The 24,721-nt window shown below is 43.0% G+C and carries 21 protein-coding genes; 4 read left to right on the top strand and 17 right to left on the bottom strand.

Going from position 1 to position 24,721, the window contains the following annotated elements:
* Positions 1–15: 15 nt before the first annotated feature.
* From IEE84_RS13095 to IEE84_RS06225, 6 genes are all read right to left on the bottom strand, one after another.
* The gene (locus IEE84_RS13095) at positions 16–204 is read right to left on the bottom strand and encodes a hypothetical protein (protein WP_224737926.1); all 189 of its coding nucleotides are present in this window, start codon (positions 202–204) and stop codon (positions 16–18) included.
* A gap of 355 nt (positions 205–559) precedes the next feature.
* Positions 560–1,045, bottom strand: coding sequence for an acyl-CoA thioesterase (locus IEE84_RS06245; protein WP_191115262.1), 486 nt, complete (start codon positions 1,043–1,045; stop codon positions 560–562).
* Between the two features lie 167 nt (positions 1,046–1,212).
* A complete protein-coding gene (locus IEE84_RS06240; protein ID WP_191115261.1) occupies positions 1,213–2,901 on the bottom strand; it encodes a fatty acid--CoA ligase in 1,689 nt (562 codons plus the stop codon).
* Between the two features lie 169 nt (positions 2,902–3,070).
* Complete coding sequence (locus IEE84_RS06235) at positions 3,071–4,273, bottom strand: 3-oxoadipyl-CoA thiolase (protein WP_191115260.1); 1,203 nt, start codon at positions 4,271–4,273, stop codon at positions 3,071–3,073.
* Positions 4,274–4,345: 72 nt separating this feature from the next.
* Positions 4,346–5,911 (bottom strand): 3-hydroxyacyl-CoA dehydrogenase, encoded by a 1,566-nt coding sequence (locus IEE84_RS06230; RefSeq protein WP_191115259.1) that lies wholly within the window; start codon positions 5,909–5,911, stop codon positions 4,346–4,348.
* 131 nt (positions 5,912–6,042) lie between these two features.
* Entirely contained in the window at positions 6,043–6,819 is a 777-nt protein-coding gene (locus IEE84_RS06225) for an enoyl-CoA hydratase (protein ID WP_191115258.1), read from the bottom strand.
* A gap of 329 nt (positions 6,820–7,148) precedes the next feature.
* Between IEE84_RS06225 and IEE84_RS06220 the strand changes: the two genes are divergently transcribed.
* The 3 genes from IEE84_RS06220 (at position 7,149) to IEE84_RS06210 (ending at position 10,757) form a co-directional block, all read left to right on the top strand.
* Complete coding sequence (locus tag IEE84_RS06220) at positions 7,149–8,303, top strand: acyl-CoA dehydrogenase family protein (protein ID WP_191115257.1); 1,155 nt, start codon at positions 7,149–7,151, stop codon at positions 8,301–8,303.
* A 122-nt stretch (positions 8,304–8,425) separates the two neighbouring features.
* Positions 8,426–9,691, top strand: a complete 1,266-nt coding sequence (locus tag IEE84_RS06215) for an MFS transporter (protein WP_191115256.1) — start codon at positions 8,426–8,428, stop codon at positions 9,689–9,691.
* 220 nt (positions 9,692–9,911) lie between these two features.
* Positions 9,912–10,757, top strand: coding sequence for an IclR family transcriptional regulator (locus IEE84_RS06210; protein WP_191115255.1), 846 nt, complete (start codon positions 9,912–9,914; stop codon positions 10,755–10,757).
* Between the two features lie 307 nt (positions 10,758–11,064).
* Here IEE84_RS06210 and IEE84_RS06205 read toward each other — a convergent pair whose 3' ends face one another.
* A complete protein-coding gene (locus IEE84_RS06205; protein ID WP_224737925.1) occupies positions 11,065–12,150 on the bottom strand; it encodes a TRAP transporter substrate-binding protein in 1,086 nt (361 codons plus the stop codon).
* Positions 12,151–12,643: 493 nt separating this feature from the next.
* Between IEE84_RS06205 and IEE84_RS06200 the strand changes: the two genes are divergently transcribed.
* On the top strand, positions 12,644–13,684 hold the full coding sequence (locus IEE84_RS06200; RefSeq protein ID WP_191115254.1) for a hypothetical protein: 1,041 nt from the start codon (positions 12,644–12,646) through the stop codon (positions 13,682–13,684).
* Positions 13,685–13,968: 284 nt separating this feature from the next.
* Here the strand turns inward: IEE84_RS06200 and IEE84_RS06195 are convergent, their stop codons facing one another.
* From IEE84_RS06195 to pcaG, 10 genes are all read right to left on the bottom strand, one after another.
* Complete coding sequence (locus IEE84_RS06195; protein WP_191115253.1) at positions 13,969–14,415, bottom strand: MarR family winged helix-turn-helix transcriptional regulator; 447 nt, start codon at positions 14,413–14,415, stop codon at positions 13,969–13,971.
* A 58-nt stretch (positions 14,416–14,473) separates the two neighbouring features.
* Complete coding sequence (locus IEE84_RS06190; RefSeq protein ID WP_191115252.1) at positions 14,474–16,366, bottom strand: feruloyl-CoA synthase; 1,893 nt, start codon at positions 16,364–16,366, stop codon at positions 14,474–14,476.
* A 59-nt stretch (positions 16,367–16,425) separates the two neighbouring features.
* Positions 16,426–17,874, bottom strand: a complete 1,449-nt coding sequence (locus IEE84_RS06185) for an aldehyde dehydrogenase (RefSeq protein WP_191115251.1) — start codon at positions 17,872–17,874, stop codon at positions 16,426–16,428.
* Between the two features lie 158 nt (positions 17,875–18,032).
* Entirely contained in the window at positions 18,033–18,863 is an 831-nt protein-coding gene (locus tag IEE84_RS06180) for a p-hydroxycinnamoyl CoA hydratase/lyase (RefSeq protein WP_416383476.1), read from the bottom strand.
* Between the two features lie 585 nt (positions 18,864–19,448).
* Positions 19,449–20,738 (bottom strand): TRAP transporter large permease, encoded by a 1,290-nt coding sequence (locus IEE84_RS06175; RefSeq protein WP_102093493.1) that lies wholly within the window; start codon positions 20,736–20,738, stop codon positions 19,449–19,451.
* Positions 20,735–21,262, bottom strand: a complete 528-nt coding sequence (locus IEE84_RS06170) for a TRAP transporter small permease (protein ID WP_191115249.1) — start codon at positions 21,260–21,262, stop codon at positions 20,735–20,737. The genes IEE84_RS06175 and IEE84_RS06170 overlap by 4 nt, the downstream gene beginning before the upstream one ends.
* A 170-nt stretch (positions 21,263–21,432) precedes the next feature.
* A complete protein-coding gene (locus tag IEE84_RS06165; RefSeq protein ID WP_191115248.1) occupies positions 21,433–22,080 on the bottom strand; it encodes a 3-oxoacid CoA-transferase subunit B in 648 nt (215 codons plus the stop codon).
* The gene (locus tag IEE84_RS06160; RefSeq protein ID WP_191115247.1) at positions 22,080–22,751 is read right to left on the bottom strand and encodes a 3-oxoacid CoA-transferase subunit A; all 672 of its coding nucleotides are present in this window, start codon (positions 22,749–22,751) and stop codon (positions 22,080–22,082) included. The genes IEE84_RS06165 and IEE84_RS06160 overlap by 1 nt, the downstream gene beginning before the upstream one ends.
* 58 nt (positions 22,752–22,809) lie before the next feature.
* A complete protein-coding gene (gene pobA / locus IEE84_RS06155) occupies positions 22,810–24,000 on the bottom strand; it encodes a 4-hydroxybenzoate 3-monooxygenase (protein WP_191115246.1) in 1,191 nt (396 codons plus the stop codon).
* Between the two features lie 96 nt (positions 24,001–24,096).
* Positions 24,097–24,720 carry a protocatechuate 3,4-dioxygenase subunit alpha gene (gene pcaG / locus IEE84_RS06150; protein WP_191115245.1) on the bottom strand — a complete coding sequence of 208 codons (624 nt, stop codon included), beginning with the start codon at positions 24,718–24,720 and terminating at the stop codon, positions 24,097–24,099.
* Position 24,721 lies beyond the last annotated feature (1 nt).

Genomic DNA, 24,721 nt, shown 5'->3' with positions numbered 1-24,721 from the left:
ACCCCAGAAGTCAAGCTACTCCGTAGACAGAGGTGCCACTGCCAAAAACTGACCATTCCAAGTCTTACCCACTGTTAAATCATCAACCTGAACATAAGCATGACGCAAGCGCAGATTTGAGCCGCCCTTGGCGTAATCGCCATAAAAATCACCTTCGATAAACCCCGTGAGTTTTTTATCATCTACCGACTTAGTCGTTTTCACATTGATACGAGACTGCCGTAAATTACCCTTAAATTCCGACTCGCCTTCATCAGGAGAGTTAAAAGCACCTTCTGCTTTGATTTAACCACCGATACTCAAAGTCGTGTCACCTGTTGTCACAAGATCGATTGCTTGTGCAGATACGCATGTTATAACCGTAGCAAAACCTACAGATAACCTTTTTATATAAAGCATCATTCATTTCTTCCCTGTTTTATGTTGATATCCTTATCAATCCAATTGCTATTACATTTTCTTTAATCCATAAAAATAAATAATCCTTTTAGATGAAAACCAACTTCTACTTAATAAGTACTTCCTAATTAAAAACCCCAATCAGAATTTGACCGATATATTATGTTTTAGGCTGATGTTTGATATTCTCTAACACAGCAATCGCGTCTTTTTGTGACTCATTGATAGGCTTTTTTTGCCCACTCAATTTATCGAGATATACCAACACCGACTCACCGATTGCAACGACAGTTTTCTGCACCGTACTATAGTAGGTATATTCATGAATCAGACTTGAATTACCGATTTTTTTGACCTTGACGCCAATCCATAATTCATCAGGATAGGCAACCGATTTGAGGTATCGACATGACGAGGCTGCCATCACCGAAGACGTCTGTTCGTTAAATAAACCAAGCCGCCTGTTGTAGTAGATACGAGCATTTTGAGCATATTCGTAATAAACCACATTATTGACATGACCAAAGGAGTCCATATCACCCCACTCCACTTGCTGAGGATAAATAACCGTAAAGTCGTTCAATGGGTGATTGTCGTCGCTTGTGACAATCTCTTGTATTTCTGGGAACGTAGGCGCAGCTTCCATAGTTTTTCTCTTTTTATTAGACAGGTTTTGTTATAGAGATGATGAGTGTGACTCAGGGTGCTCGTGACTCACACACCTCCTCCACCCCTAGCATTTAGTCAAACGCTAGGGTTTATGCAAGCTTTCGCTTTTGTCAAAGTTGATTTAATGGTGACCAGATTGTTTGACTAGATAAGATTTTCTGAGTACATCGAACGCATGCGTTTTTTATCAAGTTTACCAACGCTGGTTTTTGGCATGTCTGGCAAAAACCTCACTTCGCTTGGGACGCCATATTTTGGCAGATGGCCTCTTTCTACTGCTTGATGACCCAGTGCCAAAATATCTTCCATTTTTGTGTCAACATGGTCTGGTTTTAGCACGATCAATGCCAAGGGACGCTCGCCCCAGCGCTCATCTGGCACACCAATCACTGCGATATCAGCGACGCTAGGATGAAAGGACAAAATCGTTTCGACTTCAAGCGAGGATACCCATTCGCCACCGGATTTAATGACATCTTTGAGCCTGTCTGTGATGCTTAGTGTGCCATCAGCGGTCATACAGGCGATGTCTTGAGTATGCATCCAGCCGCCTTTCCATAACTCATTACCTGCATCAGGATTTTTGAAATAACTTTGTGTCAACCACGGCGCGCGTATCACAAGCTCGCCTGTCGATTTGCCATCCATGGGTTGTGGCTTACCGTTTTCATCCCAGATTTCCATCGAAACTAGCATAATGGGTGAACCTGATAGGCAACGATAATTGAGCTGTTCTTCTATGGACATTGCAGTTGTTTTATCATTGAATACTGCTCTAGCTAATACTGGACAAGATTCTGACATGCCAAAACCAGGCATAAACTCTACACCCATATCAATAGCATTCTTAGCCAAGCCTTTATTTATTTTAGAACCACCTACCATCAGCTTAAGACCATTAAATTTGCGTCCTCGGGCTGCCATCTCCTTGAGTAACATTTGTAAAATTGTTGGAACGCCATGTGATAATGTAACCTTATGATTTTCAATCAGGTCAACCAGTGCCCCTGGATTGTATCGCCCTGGATAAATTTGCTTGAGTCCTATCATGGTGGCACCATATGGCCAGCACCATGCATGAACATGGAATAAAGGCGTCATTGGCATATAGACATCGTTATAGCGAACACCTTGTCCTTCAGCATTAAGCGCTGTTGATAACGTACTTGCCATCGTCTGTAGTACAATCTGTCGATGGGTAAAGAAAACGCCTTTTGGATCGCCTGTCGTACCACTGGTATAGAATGTCGTAGCAATAGTGTTTTCGTCAAAGTCTGGGAAGTCAAACTCGTCACTAGCAGCTGCTAATAGCGCCTCATATTCGCCATCGACATAGTCAGGCAGCTCAGCTTCATTACCACCTGCTTTATCATTCTCTACATCATCAGCCCACATTACATGCTCGATAGAAGGCGCATCGGCACGATAGTCTTTAATCATCGGCGCAAATTCAGCATTCAACAATAAGGCTTTTGGCGCAGCATGGTTGACGGTATATAGCACTTTTTCTTCAGATAAACGTACATTAACGGTTTGCAAAATCATGCCCGACATTGGTACTGCAAAGTATGCCTCAAGGTAACGATGACTATCCCAGTCCATGACCGCGACCACGTCACCTGCCTGCAAGCCCATATTTTTTAATACATTGGCCAAGCGATTAATACGCTTAAAAAACTCAGCATAGGTATAAGTGACTTTGTCGGCATAACTGATAGTTTGGTTGGTGGAAGCAATCTTGGCGCGGTTTAGTAGCTGTTTTATAATTAACGGAAATCCATACGCTTCTTCGGCTTGATGGTAGTTATCGTGTTCGTTGAGTATGGTTGTCATGGTATCTTCCTTGATAATAAATTGTCCTTGATATAGTCAACCCTCTATAAAAGAGTGACAGAGTTAACCTCACTTGAAGTATCACAGTTACATCTGCGCTCGGTTGCCTTGCGTCTCTTTTAAACTGAATCAACTATAATCAGTAATGGGGCTAGCGTGCTTTTGAGTCTCAAACGCGTTCTATCACCATGGCAAGCCCTTGCCCAATACCAATACACAAGCTAACCACGGCATATTTGCCACCTGTGCGCTGTAGCTCTCGAGCAGTACTCAAGGCAATTCTGGCACCTGATGCGCCAAGCGGATGGCCGACAGCGATAGCGCCACCATTGGGATTGACACGCTTATCATCAAAATCAATATCCAACCCTTTTAGACAACCCAGTACCTGTGAGGCAAACGCTTCATTGATCTCAATGACAGACATGTCCTCGAGGGTCATATCCGCACGCTTTAGTGCTAGCTTAATCGCTTCGACAGGACCCACGCCCATGATATTGGGTTCAACACCCGTTGCACCTGATGATAAGATCTTGGCAATCGGTTTAAAGCCTAGCTTTTTCTCTGCTTGCTTTGAGCCAATGATGAGCGCGGCAGCACCATCATTGATGCCAGAAGCATTACCTGCGGTGACGATTCCATCTTTGTTTAACGGTTTGAGCTTTTGTAGTGCTTCAATATTAGAGCTGGCACGCGGATGCTCATCATCTATGACTACTTTTGCAGGCAATTTCTTACCTTGAGGTACGGTGATAGGTGTTATCTCATCGTCAAAAAACCCTGCTTGCTTGGCAGCTTGGTACTTGGCTTGCGATGCTGCTGCAAACTTATCGGCTTCCTCGCGCGTAATACCGTACTTCTGCGCAACATTATCACCCGTCTGCGGCATGGTATCACTGCCGAACTGCTCAATAATTTTTGGGTTGGGAAAACGGCTACCAATGGTTGTATCAAATACTTTAAAGTCACGGCTAAAAGGCTGTTCTGTCTTGGCAAATACAAACGGCGCACGTGTCATCGACTCGACCCCACCTGCTAAAATAATATCCCCTTCATTGCACGTAATACTGCGAGCAGCATCGACAACAGTGGACAGACCTGACGCACATAAACGGTTTACTGTCTGACCTGGGGTATTGACATCCAACCCTGCTAACAAAGCCGCGTTACGCGCGATGTTACGAGAGTCTTCACCTGCTTGGTTGGCACTGCCTAGCAACACTTCATCAAAGATATCAGCAGATAGTTGGTGCTTTTCGACCAACGCTTTCATCACGGTAGCAACCAAATCATCAGCACGTACGGTTGCTAATGCGCCAACATAGCGACCAAAAGGACTTCTTAATCCATCATAAATATAGGCATCTAACATAACGTTTCCTTGTCGTATTTTTAACTCTGAATAATAGTTTTATGGTTTGGCAATATTGCTGTGTCGTCAATATTAGTATTTGGTCTGCTGAGTAAACAATGACATATCAAGCTTGGCGCGGCGTTGCAGCCAAGGGCTTGGACGATAACGTGGGTCACCTGTCAGCCCGTAGATGCGCTCTAAAATAAGCAGCACACGCGAGGCCCCAAGATGGTCGCCCCAAGAGATAGGACCATATGGATAACCTAGCCCAAGCTTGACGGCATTATCGATGTCCTCAGGTGAAGCAATCCCTTGCATAGCAATGTCACAACCAAGGTTAATCACCATAGCGACCACACGCTGTGCCACAAAGCCTGTACTTTCGGCAATCAGCGTGGCACCGACTATAGGCTGTTTGGTTGCCTCACTGTTATCCAAGCCTTTACTGAATAACGCATAAGCTTGTGCGACAAATCTTTCCTGCGTGATGAGACTTGGCATCAAAGTACGATGCTTTGCTAGTCCAGTGAGCATATCAATGGCAACGGCTTGCTTGGGGTCGACCTGATAACGAATCGCAGCATTAGTCGTATCTTCGCCATAGGGTGCGAGCAGCACCAAACTATCAGAGTTTGGTTTTTCGTTGTCATCGATCGCGACACCCTGAGACTTTAGGTAATCAACCAGCTGATTTTTGTCTTCTGCCAGATCAGCGCCAACCCAAACTGAGGTAATAACGGCATCAGATATGAGTGCTTCGGACGACTGATCTTGAGTAGTGACCGTTGACAACTTCTGACCGTTTTCATAGTGATAAAACCCTTCACCAACCTTACGACCAAGCTTTTTACCTACTAGCATTTGACGGGTCAATGGATGCGGACGATAGCGCGCTTCGTGATAGAACTGATTGTAAATCGACTCCATCACGGGGTGCGACACATCGATACCAGTGAGATCCAACAGCTCAAACGGCCCCATGCGAAATCCTGCGCCTTCACGCAAAATTCGGTCAATATTCTCAAACGTTGTTACCCCTTCACCCAATATTTTTAACGCTTCTGTTCCGTACGCTCTACCGCCATGATTGACGATAAAACCCGGTGTGTCTTTTGCTACCACACCTAGATGACCCATACGTTTGGCCAAATCGGAGAGAACGTCAACCACTGATTGCTGAGTAGAAAGACCTGGAATGACCTCTACAATTTTCATCAAAGGGACTGGATTAAAGAAGTGAAACCCTGCCACGCGCTCCGGATGATCGCAGTCAGCAGCAATTGCGGTCACTGATAAGGAAGAGGTATTGGTCGCCAAAATAGTATCGGCAGTGACCACACCTTCTAACTGGGCAAAAAGCTGTTTTTTGATGTCTAGATTTTCGATAATGGCTTCAACCACGATCTCAGCAGTCGCAATTTGGCTAAGCTCTTGTAGTACCGTCAAATTACTTAAAGTATCCTGTAGCTGCTCATCGGTAAACTTGCCTTTAGCAGTTAGTTTTTCGAGGGTACCTTGCAAGGATTGTCGTCCTTGTTCAGCAGCGCCTGATTTGGCGTCATATAAAAGTACTTGGATACCAGCTTGAGCAGCAGTTTGAGCAATACCCATGCCCATAATACCAGTGCCTATAATGGCAATTGTGTTCACAGTCATAATAACTCTCTACATGATTTGCTATGAAATTTCGGTTCAAAGGTGATAACTTGCTTCAAAAGCGATCACAATGTGGCTCTGAATTAACGTGCTTATGAATTAACGTGCTGATGAATTAACGCAGCTATGGATTAATGCCCTTTATATTCTGCAGGACGCTTTTCTAGGAAGGCTTTAGCGCCTTCTTTTTGGTCGTGAGTATTGAACAAAATCTGGAAAGCCTTACGCTCTAGAGCCAACGCACCTTCTAAAGGCATATCAACACCTAGATTTGCCACTTCTTTGATTTGCGCTAAGGCAATGGGAGAGTACTGTGATAGCTGCTCAGCAATCTCAATGGCGCGTGTGATAGTAGCCTCATCTTTAACGACTTCAGATACCAGCCCCATTGTGTCCGCCTCATCAGCGCTGATCATATCGCCCGTTAGTACCATTTTCATGGCCTTATGTTTGCCAATCGCGCGAAACAAACGCTGCGTTCCGCCAGCACCTGGCATGAGTCCTATCTTGATTTCGGGTTGACCAAATTTGGCAGACTTGCCTGCGATGATGATGTCAGCATGCATGGCCAACTCACAGCCACCGCCCAGAGCGTAACCATTGACGGCAGCAATAATAGGTTTTTGGCAGTTAGTAATGGCATCCCAATAGCGCTCACTATGACGCAGGTACATATCCACTGTACTTGTAGTCAAGAAATCATTGATATCCGCACCAGCGGCAAACACCTTGTCACCACCAGTAAGAACGATCGCTTTGGTTTGTGGGTCATCATTTAATTGAATGAACAAATCTGCCATTTGCTGACGTAGCTCGCTGTTTAGTGCATTGCGCACTTTGGGGCGATTGAGCCTAACAACACTCACACCCTCTCCTTTTTTCTCACAAATAATGAGCGGCTCTTCCATGATCGACTCCTTAAACTTCATTCTTGTATAAAGTACAAACACCCTAACAAAGCATTTATTTTGAATATTAAATATCGCTATGCGGTATTTAATATCAATATATACTGTTTATTTTGGTTTGTGAAGCATAAAAATTTGATAAATTAGAATAAATTTAAAATAAAAAGCTATATTCGATTATATAAATACCGCAATGCGGTTTTTTAAACCAAAACTATTGTAATTTAATAATTCATCAATTATGCTGTTTATCAAAGGACGTCACATTATTTATTACAGTCACAGCGCCGATATTGATATCAGGTATCAATCAAACAAGGAAGATTCATATGATTAGAGATAAAGAGACCCTCGACCACATCACTCAAACCATTCGTAACTTCGTTAACGATCAACTTATCCCTATGGAACATTGGGTTGCCGAAAATGACCGTCTTCCAGAAGAGATCATTGAGCAAATGCGAGAATTAGGGCTTTTTGGACTGACCATACCCGAAGAATACGGCGGACTTGGTGTCACTATGGAAGAAGAAGTCACGCTGGCATTTGAGTTAGGACGTACCTCCCCTGCGTTTCGCTCATTAATAGGGACAAATAATGGTATTGGCTCATCTGGCCTAGTGATTGATGGCACTGAAGCACAAAAGCAGAAATATCTACCTCGGTTGGCCAGTGGTGAAATCATCGGTTCATTCTGTTTGACTGAGCCGGAATCAGGATCAGATGCCGCCTCATTGAAAACGACGGCCATTAAAGATGGTGATACTTATATCATCAATGGCACCAAGCGCTATATCACAAACGCCCCGCAGGCTGGTGTATTCACTGTCATGGCACGCACCGATCCACAAAACAAACGCTCTGGCGGTATTTCGGCATTTATCGTTGAAAGCGACACACCAGGTATTACTTTGGGCAAAATTGACAAAAAAATGGGTCAAAAAGGCGCGCACACCTGTGATGTGATCTTTGATAATTGCGTCGTACCAGCGGAAGCGCTTATTGGCGGTGTTGAAGGTGTTGGCTTTAAAACGGCCATGAAAGTTCTTGATAAAGGGCGCTTGCATATTGCAGCAGCCAGTACTGGAGCTGCTACTCGCATGCTGAATGATGCACTCAATTATGCTGTCGAGCGTAAGCAATTCGGTCAACCGATTGCCAGTTTTCAGCTTATCCAAGGCATGCTCGCTGACTCAAAAGCAGAAATCTATGCTGCCAAATCCATGGTATTAGACGCTGCACGTTTGCGTGACGAAGGCAAAGACGTCGTTACTGAATCCTCATGCGCCAAAATGTTTGCCACTGAGATGTGTGGCCGTGTTGCTGATAGAGCGGTACAAATTCATGGCGGTGCTGGCTATATCGCAGACTACGGTATTGAACGTTTTTATCGTGATGTACGTCTATATCGTTTGTACGAAGGTACCACGCAAATTCAACAAGTCATCATTGCCCGCAATATGATTAAAGAAGCCAGCGAGTAATTCCTCCCACTTTTTTATCCTTCAAAATGCAAGACGGTATTTGCTAGGATGCTGATGCCTTCCATTTCCACCACTACGTATCAAATTAGTTTTCTATTCTCACAACGATAAGGATATAAATTGTGAAAAGTGTCGCTATAACTGCAGATCCAAGTATAAGCTCCACCCAAAAACAACCTTGGAAACTGGCTTTTGTTTTTTGTTTTTTGGTTTTATTATGTGATGGAGCCGATGTCGGTATCCTTGCATTTACTCTTTCTAGTTTAAAACTAGAGTTTGGATTGACTAATGTACAAGCTGGCGCTTTGGGTAGCTGGTCGTTAATTGGCATGGGAATTGGTGGTTTTTTCGGTGGTTGGGCCTGTGATCGCTTTGGACGGGTGCGTGTTATGGTGACTGCTACAGCCCTGTTTGCATTATTGTCTGGCTGTGTTGGATTTGCTCAAACTTACGAGCAGTTCATAATTCTACGAGTAGGCGCTTGCATAGGTCTTGGCAGCTTATATGTTGCTGCTAATACTTTAATGTCAGAAATGGTACCTACCCAGCATCGAACCACTGTGCTCGCAACAATAATGACAGGTTACACTTTAGGGTCTCTAGTTATCAGCAGTCTTTCAGCTTGGATCATTCCTGATTACGGTTGGCGTATGATTTATTTCATATCATTTATACCAATTATTTTATCAGTCTTAATGCATTTTACATTATCTGAACCACAGTCTTGGAAAGAGTCTCGTGCCCTAAAACTCAAAGGTTTGAATAGTAATATTGAAAAGCGTAAAAACTCTTATAGAGCTATATTTGAAAGTCCTAGACATCGCATAATGTTTATTTTGTGGACTATGAGCTCAACTCTTTTACTCTTTGGTTATTTTGGTGTCAGTAACTGGCTACCTACTTACTTAGAAACCGAATTAGGTATCAATTTTAAAGAAATGGCTATCTACATGGCAGGTACCTATTTGACTATGATGTTTGCAAAAGTAATAGCAGGTCTACTGGCTGATAAGATTGGACGTAAAATAGTATTTGCCTTTGGTACGATGGGCACAGCCCTATTTATTCCAGTATTAATCTATATGCACACTCCAGAAAATATTGGTTGGTTAATGATTGCTTTCGGTTTCTTATATGGTATCCCCTATGCCATTAACGCCACCTATCTAACCGAAAGTTTCCCTACAGCTATTCGAGGTACCGCAATGGGTGGATCATATAATATTGGACGTATAGGATCAGCTCTTGCCCCTCTTACGATCGGTTATATGGCCATGCATAACTCTATTGGCGCAGGTTTATTACTTATGGCAGGTGCATACTTCTTATGTGGTCTTATCCCTACTTTATTTATTAAAGAAAAGCAGTACGATCCACAAGAAGCCTAACCATACCTCTTATAACGACTATTGCTACCGTTCATACCGCATAGCGAAACAATAGTTTCTCGTTATGCTATGCTGAGAATATAAAAGTAAATTGATATAATATAGTTAAAGAGACAGTGGGTAACTGTGGGCTGATATTAGCTCACAGAATGCTATGAATAATAAAGTTTTGTGATTTTATAACGCTTGTATGAATTTGATTGGGGATAATAGACGACATATGACTAATGATACCCTTACCGATGAAGACGCTAACAATGAGATGCATATTGAATTGTTAGAACCCATTACAGAGATGAGAGATAAAAACGACAGACAGTTTGTCACAGCGTTGGCTCGAGGGTTAGAGCTACTGCGTTGTTTTACCCCGCAACGGCCTTATCTAGGCAACCAAGACCTAAGTCAACTGACAGGACTTCCTAAAGGCACCATCACTCGTCTGACCTATACGTTGGTCAAATTGGGATATTTAAAACAATCGACCAATAGCAGTAAATACCAGCTCTCGACAGGGGTACTAAGCTTTGGTTATACGATGATGACTAATATCTCTATCAATAACCTTGCGACTCCTTATATGGAAGAGTTGGCAGACTATGCCAATAGTGCCGTTGCCATGGCTACTCGTGATCGACTGATGATGGTGTATCTAAATGTTGTGCAAGGTCAAGGGACGACGACTATGCAACGCAATGTCGGCTCTTATTTGCCTATTCATTTAAGTTCGATGGGGAGAGCTTGCTTGGCGAGTATGCCACCTGCTGAGCAAGAGTTTATTCTTAATGCAATTCGTAGTAAGTATAAAGATGATTGGCTAAAGATTAGACGAGGATTAGATAAAGCCTTTCAAGACTATGAAGACTATGGTTATTGTTTTTCAATTAGTGAATGGCAAAAGGATGTCAACGCGGTAGCCATTGCGCTGATGCACCCGACGGAAGGCTTGCTCACTTTTAACTGCGGCGCACCAAGTTTTATCCTTAGTCGCACCAAACTAGAAGAAGATATTGCCCCTCGCCTACTACATATGAAAAATATGATTGAGAGTAATTTATATATTAGCTAGCATGGTCTGTTGCTCAAAAAAGATTTGACCGCTTTGAGACTGATGAATGCAATAGGATGGCGATGAAGATATCTCATTTCATAATCATCTAGAGCAGCTGCAACGGTAAAAGAAGATGAGCTAATTACTGTTATGTCTAATAGCATAGTTGAAATCGTTCTCGGTGAATTTTCAAAAAAGCTGTACTGAATAAAAATAAGTCCAAAAAACCATCGTTTTTTGGACTTATTTGGTAATCGACTATCTAAAAACAATCAGTGCTCAAACAGCTCAGTTGCAAGGCATATAACATATAATGAATTGAATATTAGACCTTACAAGTTTCACTGGTCTCTCGTACCTTTTGATATATTGATTCGGCATCCACACCACTCTGACTTACAGAAGCAAGATATTTTTGTGTGCCTTTTTCCATTGGGCCTGACCATGCAGGGTCATTCAATGGATCAGGAATATCAATAATATTGCTACCCGCATCTTTGGCATCTTGCAGTGCTTCTACATCCATTTTACTAATAACTTCACCAACCATTTTGGCAAACACCATACCAGAATTATCATCCAATACTTTTTTTAGGTCATCAGGAAGTGAGTCATATTTGGCTTTGTTCATATTCATCACGAAGCCTGATGAGTACAACGGAATATTGGTATGATTGTTGACCAGTTCATTCACACGAAACACTGGAACCGCGTCCCATTGCAAACTTAAACCATCGATAACACCGCGTTGTAAAGAGGTATATATGTCATTGGCAGGTATTCCTATCGGTGCCGCTCCCATGCTCTCTAAGATATCACCAGCCACTGCAGATGGTCGACGAATACGCATTCCTCTCAGATCTTCAGGTTTTTCAATAACTGTAGAGCTATGTAAGACACCAGGGCCTAAGCCGTATAAGGCCAAAACATGGGAGTCCTCATACTCGCTTGAGATAGTACCATCATCATATAAGCTCTGCATAATACAGCTCATCTGCGAGGCTGAGTTTGACATTCCAGGTAACTCTGCAATTTGAGACAGCGGGAAACGACCACTGCTATACCCCTGCAACTGCAAACCAATATCAATTTTTCCATTCACTGCCGCATCGTAAGTCTCAGATGCTTCGCTTAGCGTTGATCCAGGAAAGTTTTCAATCTTAATACGGCCATCCGACTCTTCTTCTATTTTTTTGATCCAAGGTTCCAGTGCTTGGGTGTTCATCGCTGATGGCGCAGGCAAAAAATGCGACATACGTAATACAACCACTTCATCTGAGCTAGCACTTTCCGTTTTTGCACCACTATCACAGGCCGTTAGCGTCATTGGAAGCGCAAATGATAAGGCAATGGTAGGCAGGAGTTTGCGTAAAGTGAGACTAGCTTTGACCCTAGAATAGTTGCTAAACATAATCAAATCCTTTTGATTGAATATTGAGAGTTGAAGGTGACAACGTTAATCAAAACGTACATTTACCGACTCATATACTTATTTTCAATGAGAAGGCATCTTCCCAACCATGAATATAAAGTATAAAGTTACTTTATATAAAAACCCATTTTAAATTATTACGGTATATATAAAAATATCATAGAAAACCTATTAACTAGGCATATAATAGAATCTTAACTACCGTTATGTCAAATAATTTAATCAATAAGCTTGACAATAATTCGTTTACATTGCTATCTTGTATTTTCTTCCAAATAACTATCATTAGAGTGACTCATTATCACTCTATGTTGAGTTTTTTATCTAGGAAGGTTGTGCTTTTAAACACCAAAGGGAGTTGGTTAGTGCTAGATAGGGTTATCTGCACTATTTTATATAGGCTAAATTCATAGCAGCGCCCTAGAGGTAGCACTGTTGTTTTTAGTCTCAAAAAACACGGAGTATACAAGGTATGCATAATCTACAAAAAGTGTCTTTTGCTGTAGCCACTTTAGTCGTATGTACGAATGTACAAGCAATAGATCTGATCACAGAGGGAGACACTACTTTAAGTATTGGTGGTTATGTCAAAGCAGAAGGTAGATTCATTTCTCCAGACAATGGAGATTCTGAATTTGAAGGAAACATGCGTGAAACTCGCATCAACGTTAAAACCACCAAAACCATAGATGACAAGAAATTAACTGGGTTTATTGAAGGAGATTTCTATGGAGACTATGCCACTGGTGGATCCAACCTAAGATTGCGCCATGCTTTTTTGCAGTATGACAAATTTACGGTTGGTAAGACTTGGAACGGCCAGTTTTTTGCCGTGGCTCCGCGCTTGACTGAGCAGCTTGATTTTTGGGGTACAGGTTTTGGCACAATTGCTGGTAGTGGACTATATGTTCGTCCAGATTTAACCGTACATTATGCCAATAAAGGGCTACGGGTGACTGCTCAGGATCCAGTATATGATGACGCCAATGTACCCGATATGGTTATAAGCTATAGTGATGATATTGCTAATTTGGGTTACACATTTGCGGTGACTGGCCGTGAAGCTGGCACTGGCATAGAAAACAGTTCGGATTCAGACATAGGCATAGGTGCTTCGTTGGCTGGCAAGTTGACCCTAGGCAATGGATCCTTGCATGGAAGCGTTTATACTGGTGAAGGCATGGGTGTCTATTCAGGCGTATGTACGACAGGCGCGCTAACAGGGTTCAGTGTCAATTGTGATGCCGAAGACGGTGAGCTTGTTTCGCAGACTGGCTTTAGTGTGGGGTATCGACATAACTTTACGCCGAAGCTACGCGGTAACATGCGCTATGGTGAAGTCACGGTCAATAACGATGCAGATACTTCTATCGATATAAAAAGCGCTAACCTCATTTATAAATATCTACCAGATCTCGATGTCGGTATCGAATGGCGCGATAGAAGTGAGACAACCCTTCCATGGAGAGTACAAGGACAAGAAGTCGAGGTCATGGCCCAATATAGATTCTAAGTTAATGACTACACGAGACAACGACTAAATAATAGCGAATGAGTAACGCCAATAAGCGACCTTTATACTCGCATATAAAATCACTCATTCGCTATGACAATCATCAAACTCAACAAGACATACAGTCAATATATAGATAACGACGTATTTTTTCTTTGCTACTTTCCTTAGTACACTGTCCTTACTACTTAGTGTTTTTGCTTCATTACTTGGCATGGCAGTAACGGCTTTATAAAATTAGCAGTCCCTTGTTCAAACGGATAATGCCCCACCTCTCTCGGATGTTACTTCAAATTCGATATCAACCGTTGAACAGTAGCCTTTAGCATAAGAACATTTTCGGCAGGTAGCCCTGCTAACATTTTGCTTTCAAAACCCATGGATTTTATCTTGCATTTTTCGTAAACCTCTTGCCCTTCTGGTGTCAATGCAATCAGAAGGATACGCCCATGATTGGGATCGTCAGATTTACTTATCCACCCTCGCTCTTCCATGGTTTTGACAATTTGATTGGATGCCTGAGGACTAATAAAAGATCTTGAAGCCAGCTTGGCGTTCGCCATTTCTCCGTGTAAATGTAGGTTTGATAGCATGGTGAACTGAGGCAAGCTGACGCCTACCTCCAGCAGTGCTTCGCTCAGCTGTTGACTGATAAGCTTATCTATCTTTCCTATGCTATAACTGACCGTTGTGGCATTGTCGATGAGCTTATTTAATTGGAGGTCTTTCAATGCGTTTTCCTTACTCGACAGCACTAATAATTGTAGGGCTATAAGATATTATCTTAATCTATTTCGCTACAAACCTCAATTTGTCTGCTTCATGACCGTATAGTGCTGTAGCTTCTTGTACTCGATTATTACGCAGTTTGCGTTGATTGAGCGTTCCTTTATCCGTTTTTTCACCTTCAATAATGCTCGCAGGATTTTCCATCAAATAGATACGAGCGATACGCTTTGAGCTCGCGTCATAGCCCTCGTTAATTTTGTTGATAAAGTCGTTAAAATAGGTTTGTATAGCATCATGTTCTAACACCCTGGTCAGTTGAGTATCACTCAGACCTGTCATCTCACGTGCTATTTTTTCTTTGACGAAAATCAAAGCCCCTATTTCACTCTTGCCTTCACCGATCAAAACCGCGTCATCAATCAGCTCACCTTGTAATACGATACGGTTACGCAGCTCGCCGACATTGACAAAAGTACCTGTCATCAGTTTAAAATCTTCGGAAATGCGTCCATCATATACTAAACCCTTATCGTAACTATCAGGCTCGTATGGTTTAACGCCATCTCCTGTACAGTAAAAACCTTCTTCATCAAAACTGTCAGAAACTTGTGAGTCGATAGCATTATGTCGCCAGTAACCCGACATAACATGTGGCCCTCTAATACGTAACTCCAATTTGCCCTGTATACGAACCAGTTTGACCTCTACGCCAGGCGCAGGAAAACCGACAAAGTTGGCCGTTGCATTCGATGGCCCTGTGGTAAAGGTGCAAGACGGTGACGTTTCAGTCATGCCCAATCCTGCCATAATGCGAATTTTTTCACCGCAGTGTTGGTAGCTGATATCACCAAGCTCTTGCCATAGCTCTTGCGATAGACTTGCTCCACCGAAAAAAAACAAGTTGGTATGTTTAAAGAAATTATCACGTAATACATCGTCTTTTTTCAGAGCTGTGGCCAGCATCGCCCACCCTATCGGCACGTTAAAATATTGACTGGGAGAAATCTCTTTCAGGTTTCGGATGGTTTCGTCAAACTTACCTGCCACGGGACGCCCATCATCAATATAAAAAGTACCGCCGTTATATAGAGCTACGCCTAGATTATGACTGCCGCCAAAAGTATGATGCCAACTGAGCCAGTCGACTAATACAGGCGGATTATTTTCATCCAAGCATAGCGTTTGTTTGAGCATTTGCTGATTACTACAGAGCATACGATGAGTCGTAGGCACCACTTTAGGATCGCCTGTGGATCCTGAAGTAAACAGAAACTTCACAATACTATCGGCAGTGATTTTATAATGTCCTTGCTCGACCTCGTCAGTGGCCGCCGTCATAAGAAAATCATCAAAGTGCAGACATGACTGACCATCGATATTTCCTGTCGAGGTGATGATAGGTTTGTCCAACTGACCGCACGCCTCAAGCTGACGCAAAAACCCGTTGCCATCGCCTGCGTAAAAGAGCGCTGGTGTGAGCTTTTCAATAACATATTTTAGCTTATCAGGTGTGTTTGCAACCAATGAGTAAGCAGGTGCTACTAATGTAAACGGTGCATTTGCAAGCATGGCACCGAACATCAGTAGAAACACTTCCAGTGAGTTTTCAGACAATATCATCAAGGGGCGATCGGCCGACAGATCGTATTTCAATAATGCTTGGGCAATATTGCGAACCTTGTGCAACACCTCGCTATAGGTCAATTTTATCCAATCACTACGCTTACCCGTTATTTCATCTAACTCGCGTTGCGCAATGAGCATCCTGTTTGGATATTTTTCTGCATACTCATATAACTTATCGAACAAGCGCTCTGGATAATCCTGTATTTTTTCAACTGCAGTGATATAAATGGCATCATTTTTTTGGTCATTGCTGTGACGGACTAAGACATCGTGTCCACCAATAGCAACCGCTCGTTCTGGGTAATTATGGTAGGTAAATTGGGTCATAAAATATTCCTTTATTTCTAATTGCTTCCTTCCTTTTTCCTTCCTCGATGTTCCTTACATCAGATTGGATAGTGTTTTGGAGTACTACGCATAGTGACCCAGCGAAGTTCAGTAAACTCACTGATAGAGGCTTTGCTACCAAAACGACCATAACCACTAGATTTGACACCGCCAAATGGCATAGGTGCCTCATCGTCTACAGTGGCAGAATTGATGTGGCATATGCCGCTTTCGATACGTTTGGCAAGATTCATCGCTCGTCCAATATCTTGGCTAAAGATAGCAGCAGACAGTCCAAACTCTGAGGCATTGGCTTTTAGAATCGCTTCATCATCATCTGCGACTCGTTCTAAAGTACAGACAGGACCAAAGGACTCTTCTGTATAAATCTGCATCTCAGGAGAGATATGCTCTAACAGAATCGGGCTAACAGCTGTACCATTAAAAGCATAATCAGTAATGGCCTTAGCCCCTTTGTTTTCTGCGTCTTTCACCAAAGCTTTTATACGATCAGCGGCTTGCTGACTTATCACGTGAGCAATATGTACTTGATCCGTTGGCAAACCAGTGACAAAACCATCAATCTTTGATTTAAGATACTCAATCAGTTTGTCCGCAACTTTCTCATTGACCAGAACTCGCTCTGTACTCATACAGATTTGACCTTGATTGAAAAAAGCACCAAAAGCGATTGCATTGGCCGCTTCTTCGAGATCCGCGTCTTCACAGACAATAACAGGTGCCTTTCCTCCCAACTCTAGAATGACAGGCTTCAAGTATTCGGCACATTGTTTGGCAATGATTTTTCCGACATGCGTAGAGCCTGTAAAGTTGATACGTTTGACAGCTGGGTGTGCGATTAGCGCCGTTACTACACTGGGTGCATCTTCGCTGCTATGCGTCACCAGATTGACGACACCTTCGCCCAATCCTGCATCGTTCAGGGTTTGGATCAATAGCTCATGAGTGGCAGGACAATTTTCAGAGGCTTTGAGTACCACTGTGTTGCCACAAGCCAACGGCATGGCAAGCGCTCGCGTCGCCAATATGATAGGAGCATTCCACGGTGCCATGCCTACCACTACTCCGCAAGGCACGCGCCAAGCCATCGCCATACGGCCTTCTGCATCGCTTGGAATAATATCACCTTGAATCTGAGTGACCATCCCTGCCGCGTCGCGTAGCATATTGGCCGCTACCTGTACATTAAAGCCATACCATGCACCACTTGAGCCCATTTCAGTCATACCAATCTCGATAAACTTGTCTGCTCTTGAGGCAAGTAAGTCGGCAGCTTTTAGTAGACGTATTCTTTTTTCACTCGGCGGTAGTGCTGACCAAATTGGAAAAGCGGCGGCAGCAGCTTCAATCGCTTTATTTGCATCATCTGCCGTTCCAGCAGCGGCTTTGGTGACCACTTCACCAGTGGTTGGACCAATATGGTCAAAGGTACTGTTATTGGTTGCGGGGCACGATTTGCCGTTAATAATCATTTGGACTTGATGCATATTGGAGTTCCTTTTCCAGATAAAAGTAGAGGCTGTTTAAAATCTTCATGCGTTTTTGATTTAGTAAAATATTGAAAGCCCTTTCCTAGAAGGGCTTTACAACAGAGCATTATCATCGTTTTTATAGTTTGTTTTATAAAGCTATCACTGTAGATCATTTACCGCTTATAGGTTTGCAAGCCTGGTTTGATGCTTTTCTCATCAAGAAATTGACGCATACCTTCGGCACGTCCATTTTCTGGATCTCTCATGAGACATTGATCAAGTTTGGCATAGAGGTAATCTTCATTTTGATCCCAAGTCAACTCTCGGCAACGTTTGAAACCATTTTTTGCATAGCGTAGTACCACTGGGTTTTTCTCCAAGAGTACTTTTGCGACCTTTTCTACCTCAGCTTTCAGCTCATCAAGTGGCACGCTCTTATTGACCAAGCCCATCTGTTCCGCTTTTTTACCTTTGAATGGTTCACCAGTCATAATGTAATACAAAGACTCACGATGCCCGACGGTATCAGCCATGGCTTTACTTACCAGATTGCCAGGCGGTATACCCCAATTAATCTCTGATAATCCAAAAGTCGCTTCATCAGCACAATAGGCAAGATCACAAGCCACTAGTGGTGAAAACCCACCACCGAAACACCAGCCGTTGACCATCGCGATAGTTGGTTTATTGTACATACGCAGGAGCTGCCATTGCCATCTACAAGCATCGCGGCGGGTTTTTTCTTGGACAATTTCAGGTTGACCGTCCGTTTCACGAAAATACTCTTTTAGATCCATTCCTGCTGTCCATGCACTTCCCTCACCAGTAAGGACAACGACTCCTGCATTTGCATCTTGTTCTAATGTCTCTAACACCTCTATCATTTCTCGATTGAGTGTTGGGCTCATGCAATTGCGTTGTTCTGGACGATTGAAAGTCACCCAAGCGATACTGTCTGTTACTTCTACTTTGACAGTTGTCCAGCGGTTTTCGTAATCTGACATAACGTGCTCCATTGTTTGTTGTTGTACTTTCCTTAGGCGGTATAAGTAAGCGTGATCTAAAGTAATGATATCTATTGGAAGATAGGTAAATTAAAAAATAAGCCACTTGATAATTTATAAAATTATTTATCAATACCTTGATATCAATTCTTAGATTATATTATCAACAAACTTTATAATATGTAAAGACGTTTCTGGATAATTTGTCATAAATATATAAGGAAAACCTTTGCGTATATATTTATAAATTAGCCATAAATACCGATTTAACTGGCTTTACGTACAATTAATATTAAGTATGGATTCGAAATAAAACTATAGACTTCATACCTCACAATATAAAAAAGATATATATTATAAATTTAGTTGACAATATATTGTATGAATTACACAACTTCTCTGATCAGAACATACTCAATCGAGTACGAACATACTGGTATACATTCAGCGCATATGATGCTGTCGCTTTTCTACGAAAAGTGCTTTTTTTTAAATGCTTCTCTCTATAAAAAAGCCACACTGCTGCGTAAGCAATATGGCTTCATACAATAACTCTATACGTGAAAGCTATGGTTTAAATTTAGCCTACCCGAGCAGCACAAGTGAGATGGCAGGGAACATCACCAAAATAACCAAACGAATCACATCAGAGACAATGAATGGTGCCACCCCGCGGAACATATCACTCAGCTTAATGTGCGGTGCCATCGCCTTAATCACAAAGATATTCATCCCCATCGGCGGCGTAATCAAACCAAGCTCCACCGTCAATACCGCAATGATACCAAACCATACTGGATCAAACCCTAACGCTAGAATGATTGGATATACCACAGGTATGGTGATTACCAGCATCGCTAACGCATCCATGAACAGTCCTAATAGGAAGTACATGAATAGAATACAGATTAGGACAATCATTGGACTGACGGCCAATCCACCGATCCAAGATGCCAAAGTATAAGACAAACGTGAGACTGAGATAAAATATCCCAATGCCTCTGCACCCAATAGCATAAAGAACACCACTGCAGAGAGTGCTAGCGTCTCAATCAATGATTGCTTGAGACCATCTAAACGCATGCCTTTAGCAAAGGCATAAGCCCAAGAGACAAACGCCCCTACTGCAGCGCCTTCTGTTGGGGTAAATAGACCAAAGAAGATACCGGCAATAATCACGATAAAGATAAAGCTGAATGGTATCAGACCAGTCAGTGACAGTAGCTTGGCTTTCCAAGACGTTTTCTCACCACGTTTTGCCAAGTGCGGTTTCCAGCGTACCATCACCATGACCGTGAGTGAGTACATCACCATACCGAGCATACCCGGTAGGAACCCAGCGATGAACATGTCACCTACTGACTGCTGGGTTAAGATGGCATAGACCAGTAAGGCAATACTGGGCGGAATCATGATACCAAGCGTACCACCAGCAGCTAAGATGCCGCAGGCAAAGCCTGGCTGATAGCCGTACTTCTCCATTTGCGGTAGCGCCACCTTAGTCATGGTAGACGCAGTGGCAAGTGATGAGCCTGAGATAGAGGCAAAGATACCGGATGAACCAATACCGGCAATACCAAGACTCCCCCTTACACCGCCAAATATGGTTCGGGTAGCTTCAAACAGTTTACCTGCCATGCCGGAGTGAGTCGCAAACACGCCCATGAGAATAAATAAGGGAATGGCACTAAAGTCATACTTTGCTAAGACATCGACTGGGATGTCTTTGAGCATTTGCAGAGCACCACTAGGCGCGGTAACCGCACCAAAACCGACTAAGCCTACCCCTAACATGGCAAGTGCAACGGGTACTCGTAAGACGACAAGCAGGATCATGACAACTAGGCCAATCGCACCGATAATTTCTGGACTCATGCGCCTGTCTCCTCGGCGTCAAAGAATTCGCCTGTCTTAAAGATGTTGATAGATTCGATCAATGAGCGAATGGCCAGTAGGATGCTTAAAAATGCACTAACCATATAGATAGGCATCATAGATATTCGAAGGTCTTGGGTGACTTTGCCATACTCTAAGGCATCAATGGCGCTCTCGTAGAGTCCCCATGAGAAGACGATGCCGATGACAAAGAAGCCCATCATAAAGATACCCATAAGGTAGCCTTTGATAGACTGGGGCATTTTCTGGGTGAAGACGTCGACGATGATTTGTGAGCGTTCGACAAACGCGGCAAAGGCAGCGAGTAATGCAAATAGCATAAAGTAGGAGACGATCTCTACACTGCCTTTGACGGTAAAGCCAAACTCACCGCCGGTGAGTTTGAATACGTAGCGTGCGACGACGTCGAGCATGGTGGTTAGGACGATGATGATGAGACTCACCCCACCGATAAACTGGCATAATCTAGAGATTAGGACACTGAGCTTGACTAAAAATGTCATATAGCACCTACCTTGTTATTCAAGGCTGATGCAATATCATTAGTATCATCATTTATAATGGGCAAAATACCCTTGATGATTGCTAGAGATAATATTTTTTTCATCATGAAATCCCTTCTTGATGGTTAAGCGCTGTACTGATAATAGCGTGTTACGGGTTGTTCTTTAGGTTATGGCTGTTGCAATGTGGCGCCTGTTTTTGATTGCAATTCATCAAAGGTCAATCCATCAACCATGTCACGCACCACTAACCCTCGCTCAGTGATATCAATCACCGCTAGATCTGTATAAATTCGATTGACGCATTTTTCGCCAGTAATAGGCAGGTTTAGACTTTCAACGATTTTGGGCTCACCATTTTTGCTAACGTGATCCATAATGACGTAAACTTTTTTGGCACCAACGGCCAAATCCATCGCTCCGCCAACGGCTGGAATGTCTTTTGGACGACCCAAAAACCAGTTGGCAATATCGCCATTTTTAGCCACTTCAAATGCACCAAGAACACATAGATCGATATGTCCACCACGAATCATGGCAAAGGAATCACCATGGTGAAAGTAACTACCGCCTTTGAGTAGAGTGATATATTGTTTGCCAGCATTGATCAGGTCACCATCTCTATCGGCTTCTTCAGGGGCTGGCCCCATACCCAAAACACCATTTTCACTATGTAAAAAAATGTCTTTATCTTTTGGTAGGAAATCAGCGACTTTGGTAGGCTGTCCAATACCCAAATTGACATACATGCCTTCTTCAATGTCTTGAGCAACGCGCTTGGCAATCTCATCAACTGAACGCGGAGTATAATTACTCATTATTTGTCTCCTTCAATACAGACAACTTCATGCACAAAGATACCTGGTGTAATGATGTGTTCAGGATCCAACGCGCCCAATTCAACGACTTCACTCACTTGAGCGATAGTATGTTTCGATGCTGCCGCCATAATTGGACCAAAGTTACGAGCAGCTTTACGATAAGTTAGGTTGCCCCAACGATCGCCTTTAAAAGCTTTGATAAGGGCAAAATCTGCTTTGATTGGATATTCCAATACGTAGTTTACGCCATCGATAGTCCGTGTCTCCTTGCCTTCAGCCAGCAACGTACCATAAGCGGTCGGTGTATAAATCGCGCCAAGACCACTACCGCCAGCTTGCATACGAGCAGCCAACGTGCCTTGTGGCACCACTTCAAGTTCAATCTTGCCTGAACGATAAAGATCATCAAAGATATACGAGTCATGCTGACGTGGAAACGAACAAATGATTTTGCGTACACAGCCTGACTTTAGCAAAAGTGCCAATCCTGTCTCGCCATTGCCTGCATTATTACTTACGATTGTTAAATCTTTAGCATTACGCTCAATCAATGCATCAATCAGCTCTGCTGGCTGACCTGCCAAGCCAAACCCACCTATCAAGATGGTTGCCCCATCATTGATATGATTCATGGCGTCGATGGCAGATTCTGTCACTTTATTTAACATGGAATCATCCTATATAAAAAGTTGAGTAGCTAGGTCTAAATAATTGAAACTCAACTATTTACTCTAATGCTTCAAATGGTAAGCCCACATAGTTTTCAGCAATCGTTGCTTTTCCAGCATCTGAATGAATAAAGTAATCAAACTCAGCTTGCTGTACCCGAAAATCGAAACGACCCGCACTCTGAAAACGGTGTAATAGCATGGTCATCCACCATGAAAAGCGTACGGCTTTCCAAGCGCGTGCCAAGCAGATTTCTTGATAGCGAGGGATCAAATCTGTACGTTCTTCCTCATATATTTTCACAAACAAACGAAACGCTGTTTCTACATCGCTAGCGGCTAGGTTCAATCCCTTAGCGCCAGTTGGCGGAACAATATGTGCTGCATCTCCCAATAAGAATACTTTGCCATATTGCATCGTTTCACAGACATAAGAGCGTAGCGGTGCAATGCTCATTTCTATAGCAGGCCCAGTCACTAATCGTTCGGCCATTTCTGGTGGAATACGGCGTTTTAACTCCGCCCAAAACTTTTCTTCATTCCAGTTTTCGATCTTGTCTGTATCAGGCACTTGGATGTAATAGCGGCTTCTGGTTGGAGAACGCATCGAGCACAATGCAAAGCCACGCTCATGAGCACAGTAGACCAGCTCTTCATTGACTGGTGGCGTGTCACTCATCAACCCTAACCAACCAAACGGATAGACTTTCTCATATTCTTCTAACTTATTAGATGGAATAGACTTACGCGAGACACCATGGAAACCATCACATCCAGCTATGTAGTCACAGTCTAGATGGAACGACTCACCGTTATGCTGATAAGTGACGTACGGCTTGTCTGACTCAATATCGTGTAGCTCAACGTTCTCTGCCTGATAGACAGTGACACCGCCTACTTTTTCACGCGCTTCCATCAAATCTCGAGTGACTTCTGTTTGACCATATACCACGACATGTTTGCCGCCACTATATTTTTCTAGGTCTATATGATAGTGCTCACCTTGAAAACTAAAGTCAGTACCAGTGTGAACCAGTCCTTCTTTGTCCATTCGCTCACCAGCGCCCGACTCGCGAATCAGATTCACAGTGCCCTGCTCCAAAACGCCTGCACGGATACGTCCTAGGACATACTCTCCTGTTTGACGCTCTAAAATAATGTTGTCGATACCCGCTTTGGTCAGTAGTTGACCGAGCAATAAGCCTGATGGGCCAGCACCAATGATGGCCACCTGAGTTTTATAATTCATGAAATCCCTCTCATTACTTGATAAATTCCTATTTGCACTACATTTCTATCAACCGCTTCTTTACGAAAGCCATTAGCTATCCGTAAAAGTATTCATTTAAAAATCAAAAAAGACAGTCTCTTCATCACCTTGTAAGTAAATGTCAAATCGGTAGCGAGGTTTGCCATCGCCTTGTTCTTTTTTGGCTATCAATGTTTTTCGACGTTCTGCTGAAGGCACACTGTTCAATATTGGACACTGCTCATTGGCTTCTTGCTCATCATCGAAATAGGCACGGGTTTGCAGATGTAAATTAATACCACGTGCAAAAATGGCGATATTGACGTGTGGCGCCATGGGCTTACCATAAAAATCTACTTGTCCAGGTTTGACGGTATGGAAATGAAAATCCCCATCTAAAGCACAAGCACTACGTCCAAATCCGCTAAACGGTTCTTTGTTATCAAAATTACTAATATAGTTACCGTGGCTGTCTGCTTGCCATATCTCGATCAATGCATCATGTACCGCTTCGCCATTACCGTCGTATACATGACCGACCAATTCTATGTGCTCACCTTCAGCACCCTCTTTGGCCAAATCTTGCCAAATCTCATCAGATCGTGACTCAAAACCAGCGATTTCTAATGCCAAACCGATATGTACAAAAGGACCTGACGTTTGGGAGGCCGTTTCACGCAACAGACCACTGTCGTCTTGTAATTTGTATTGGCTGTACATG

Origin of the sequence: Psychrobacter sp. 28M-43 (genome assembly GCF_014770435.1) — a bacterium.
Taxonomy (GTDB): Bacteria; Pseudomonadota; Gammaproteobacteria; order Pseudomonadales; family Moraxellaceae; genus Psychrobacter.
The sequence above is the reverse complement of the archived record's forward strand: the minus strand, read 5'-3'. Positions and strand labels throughout refer to the sequence as shown.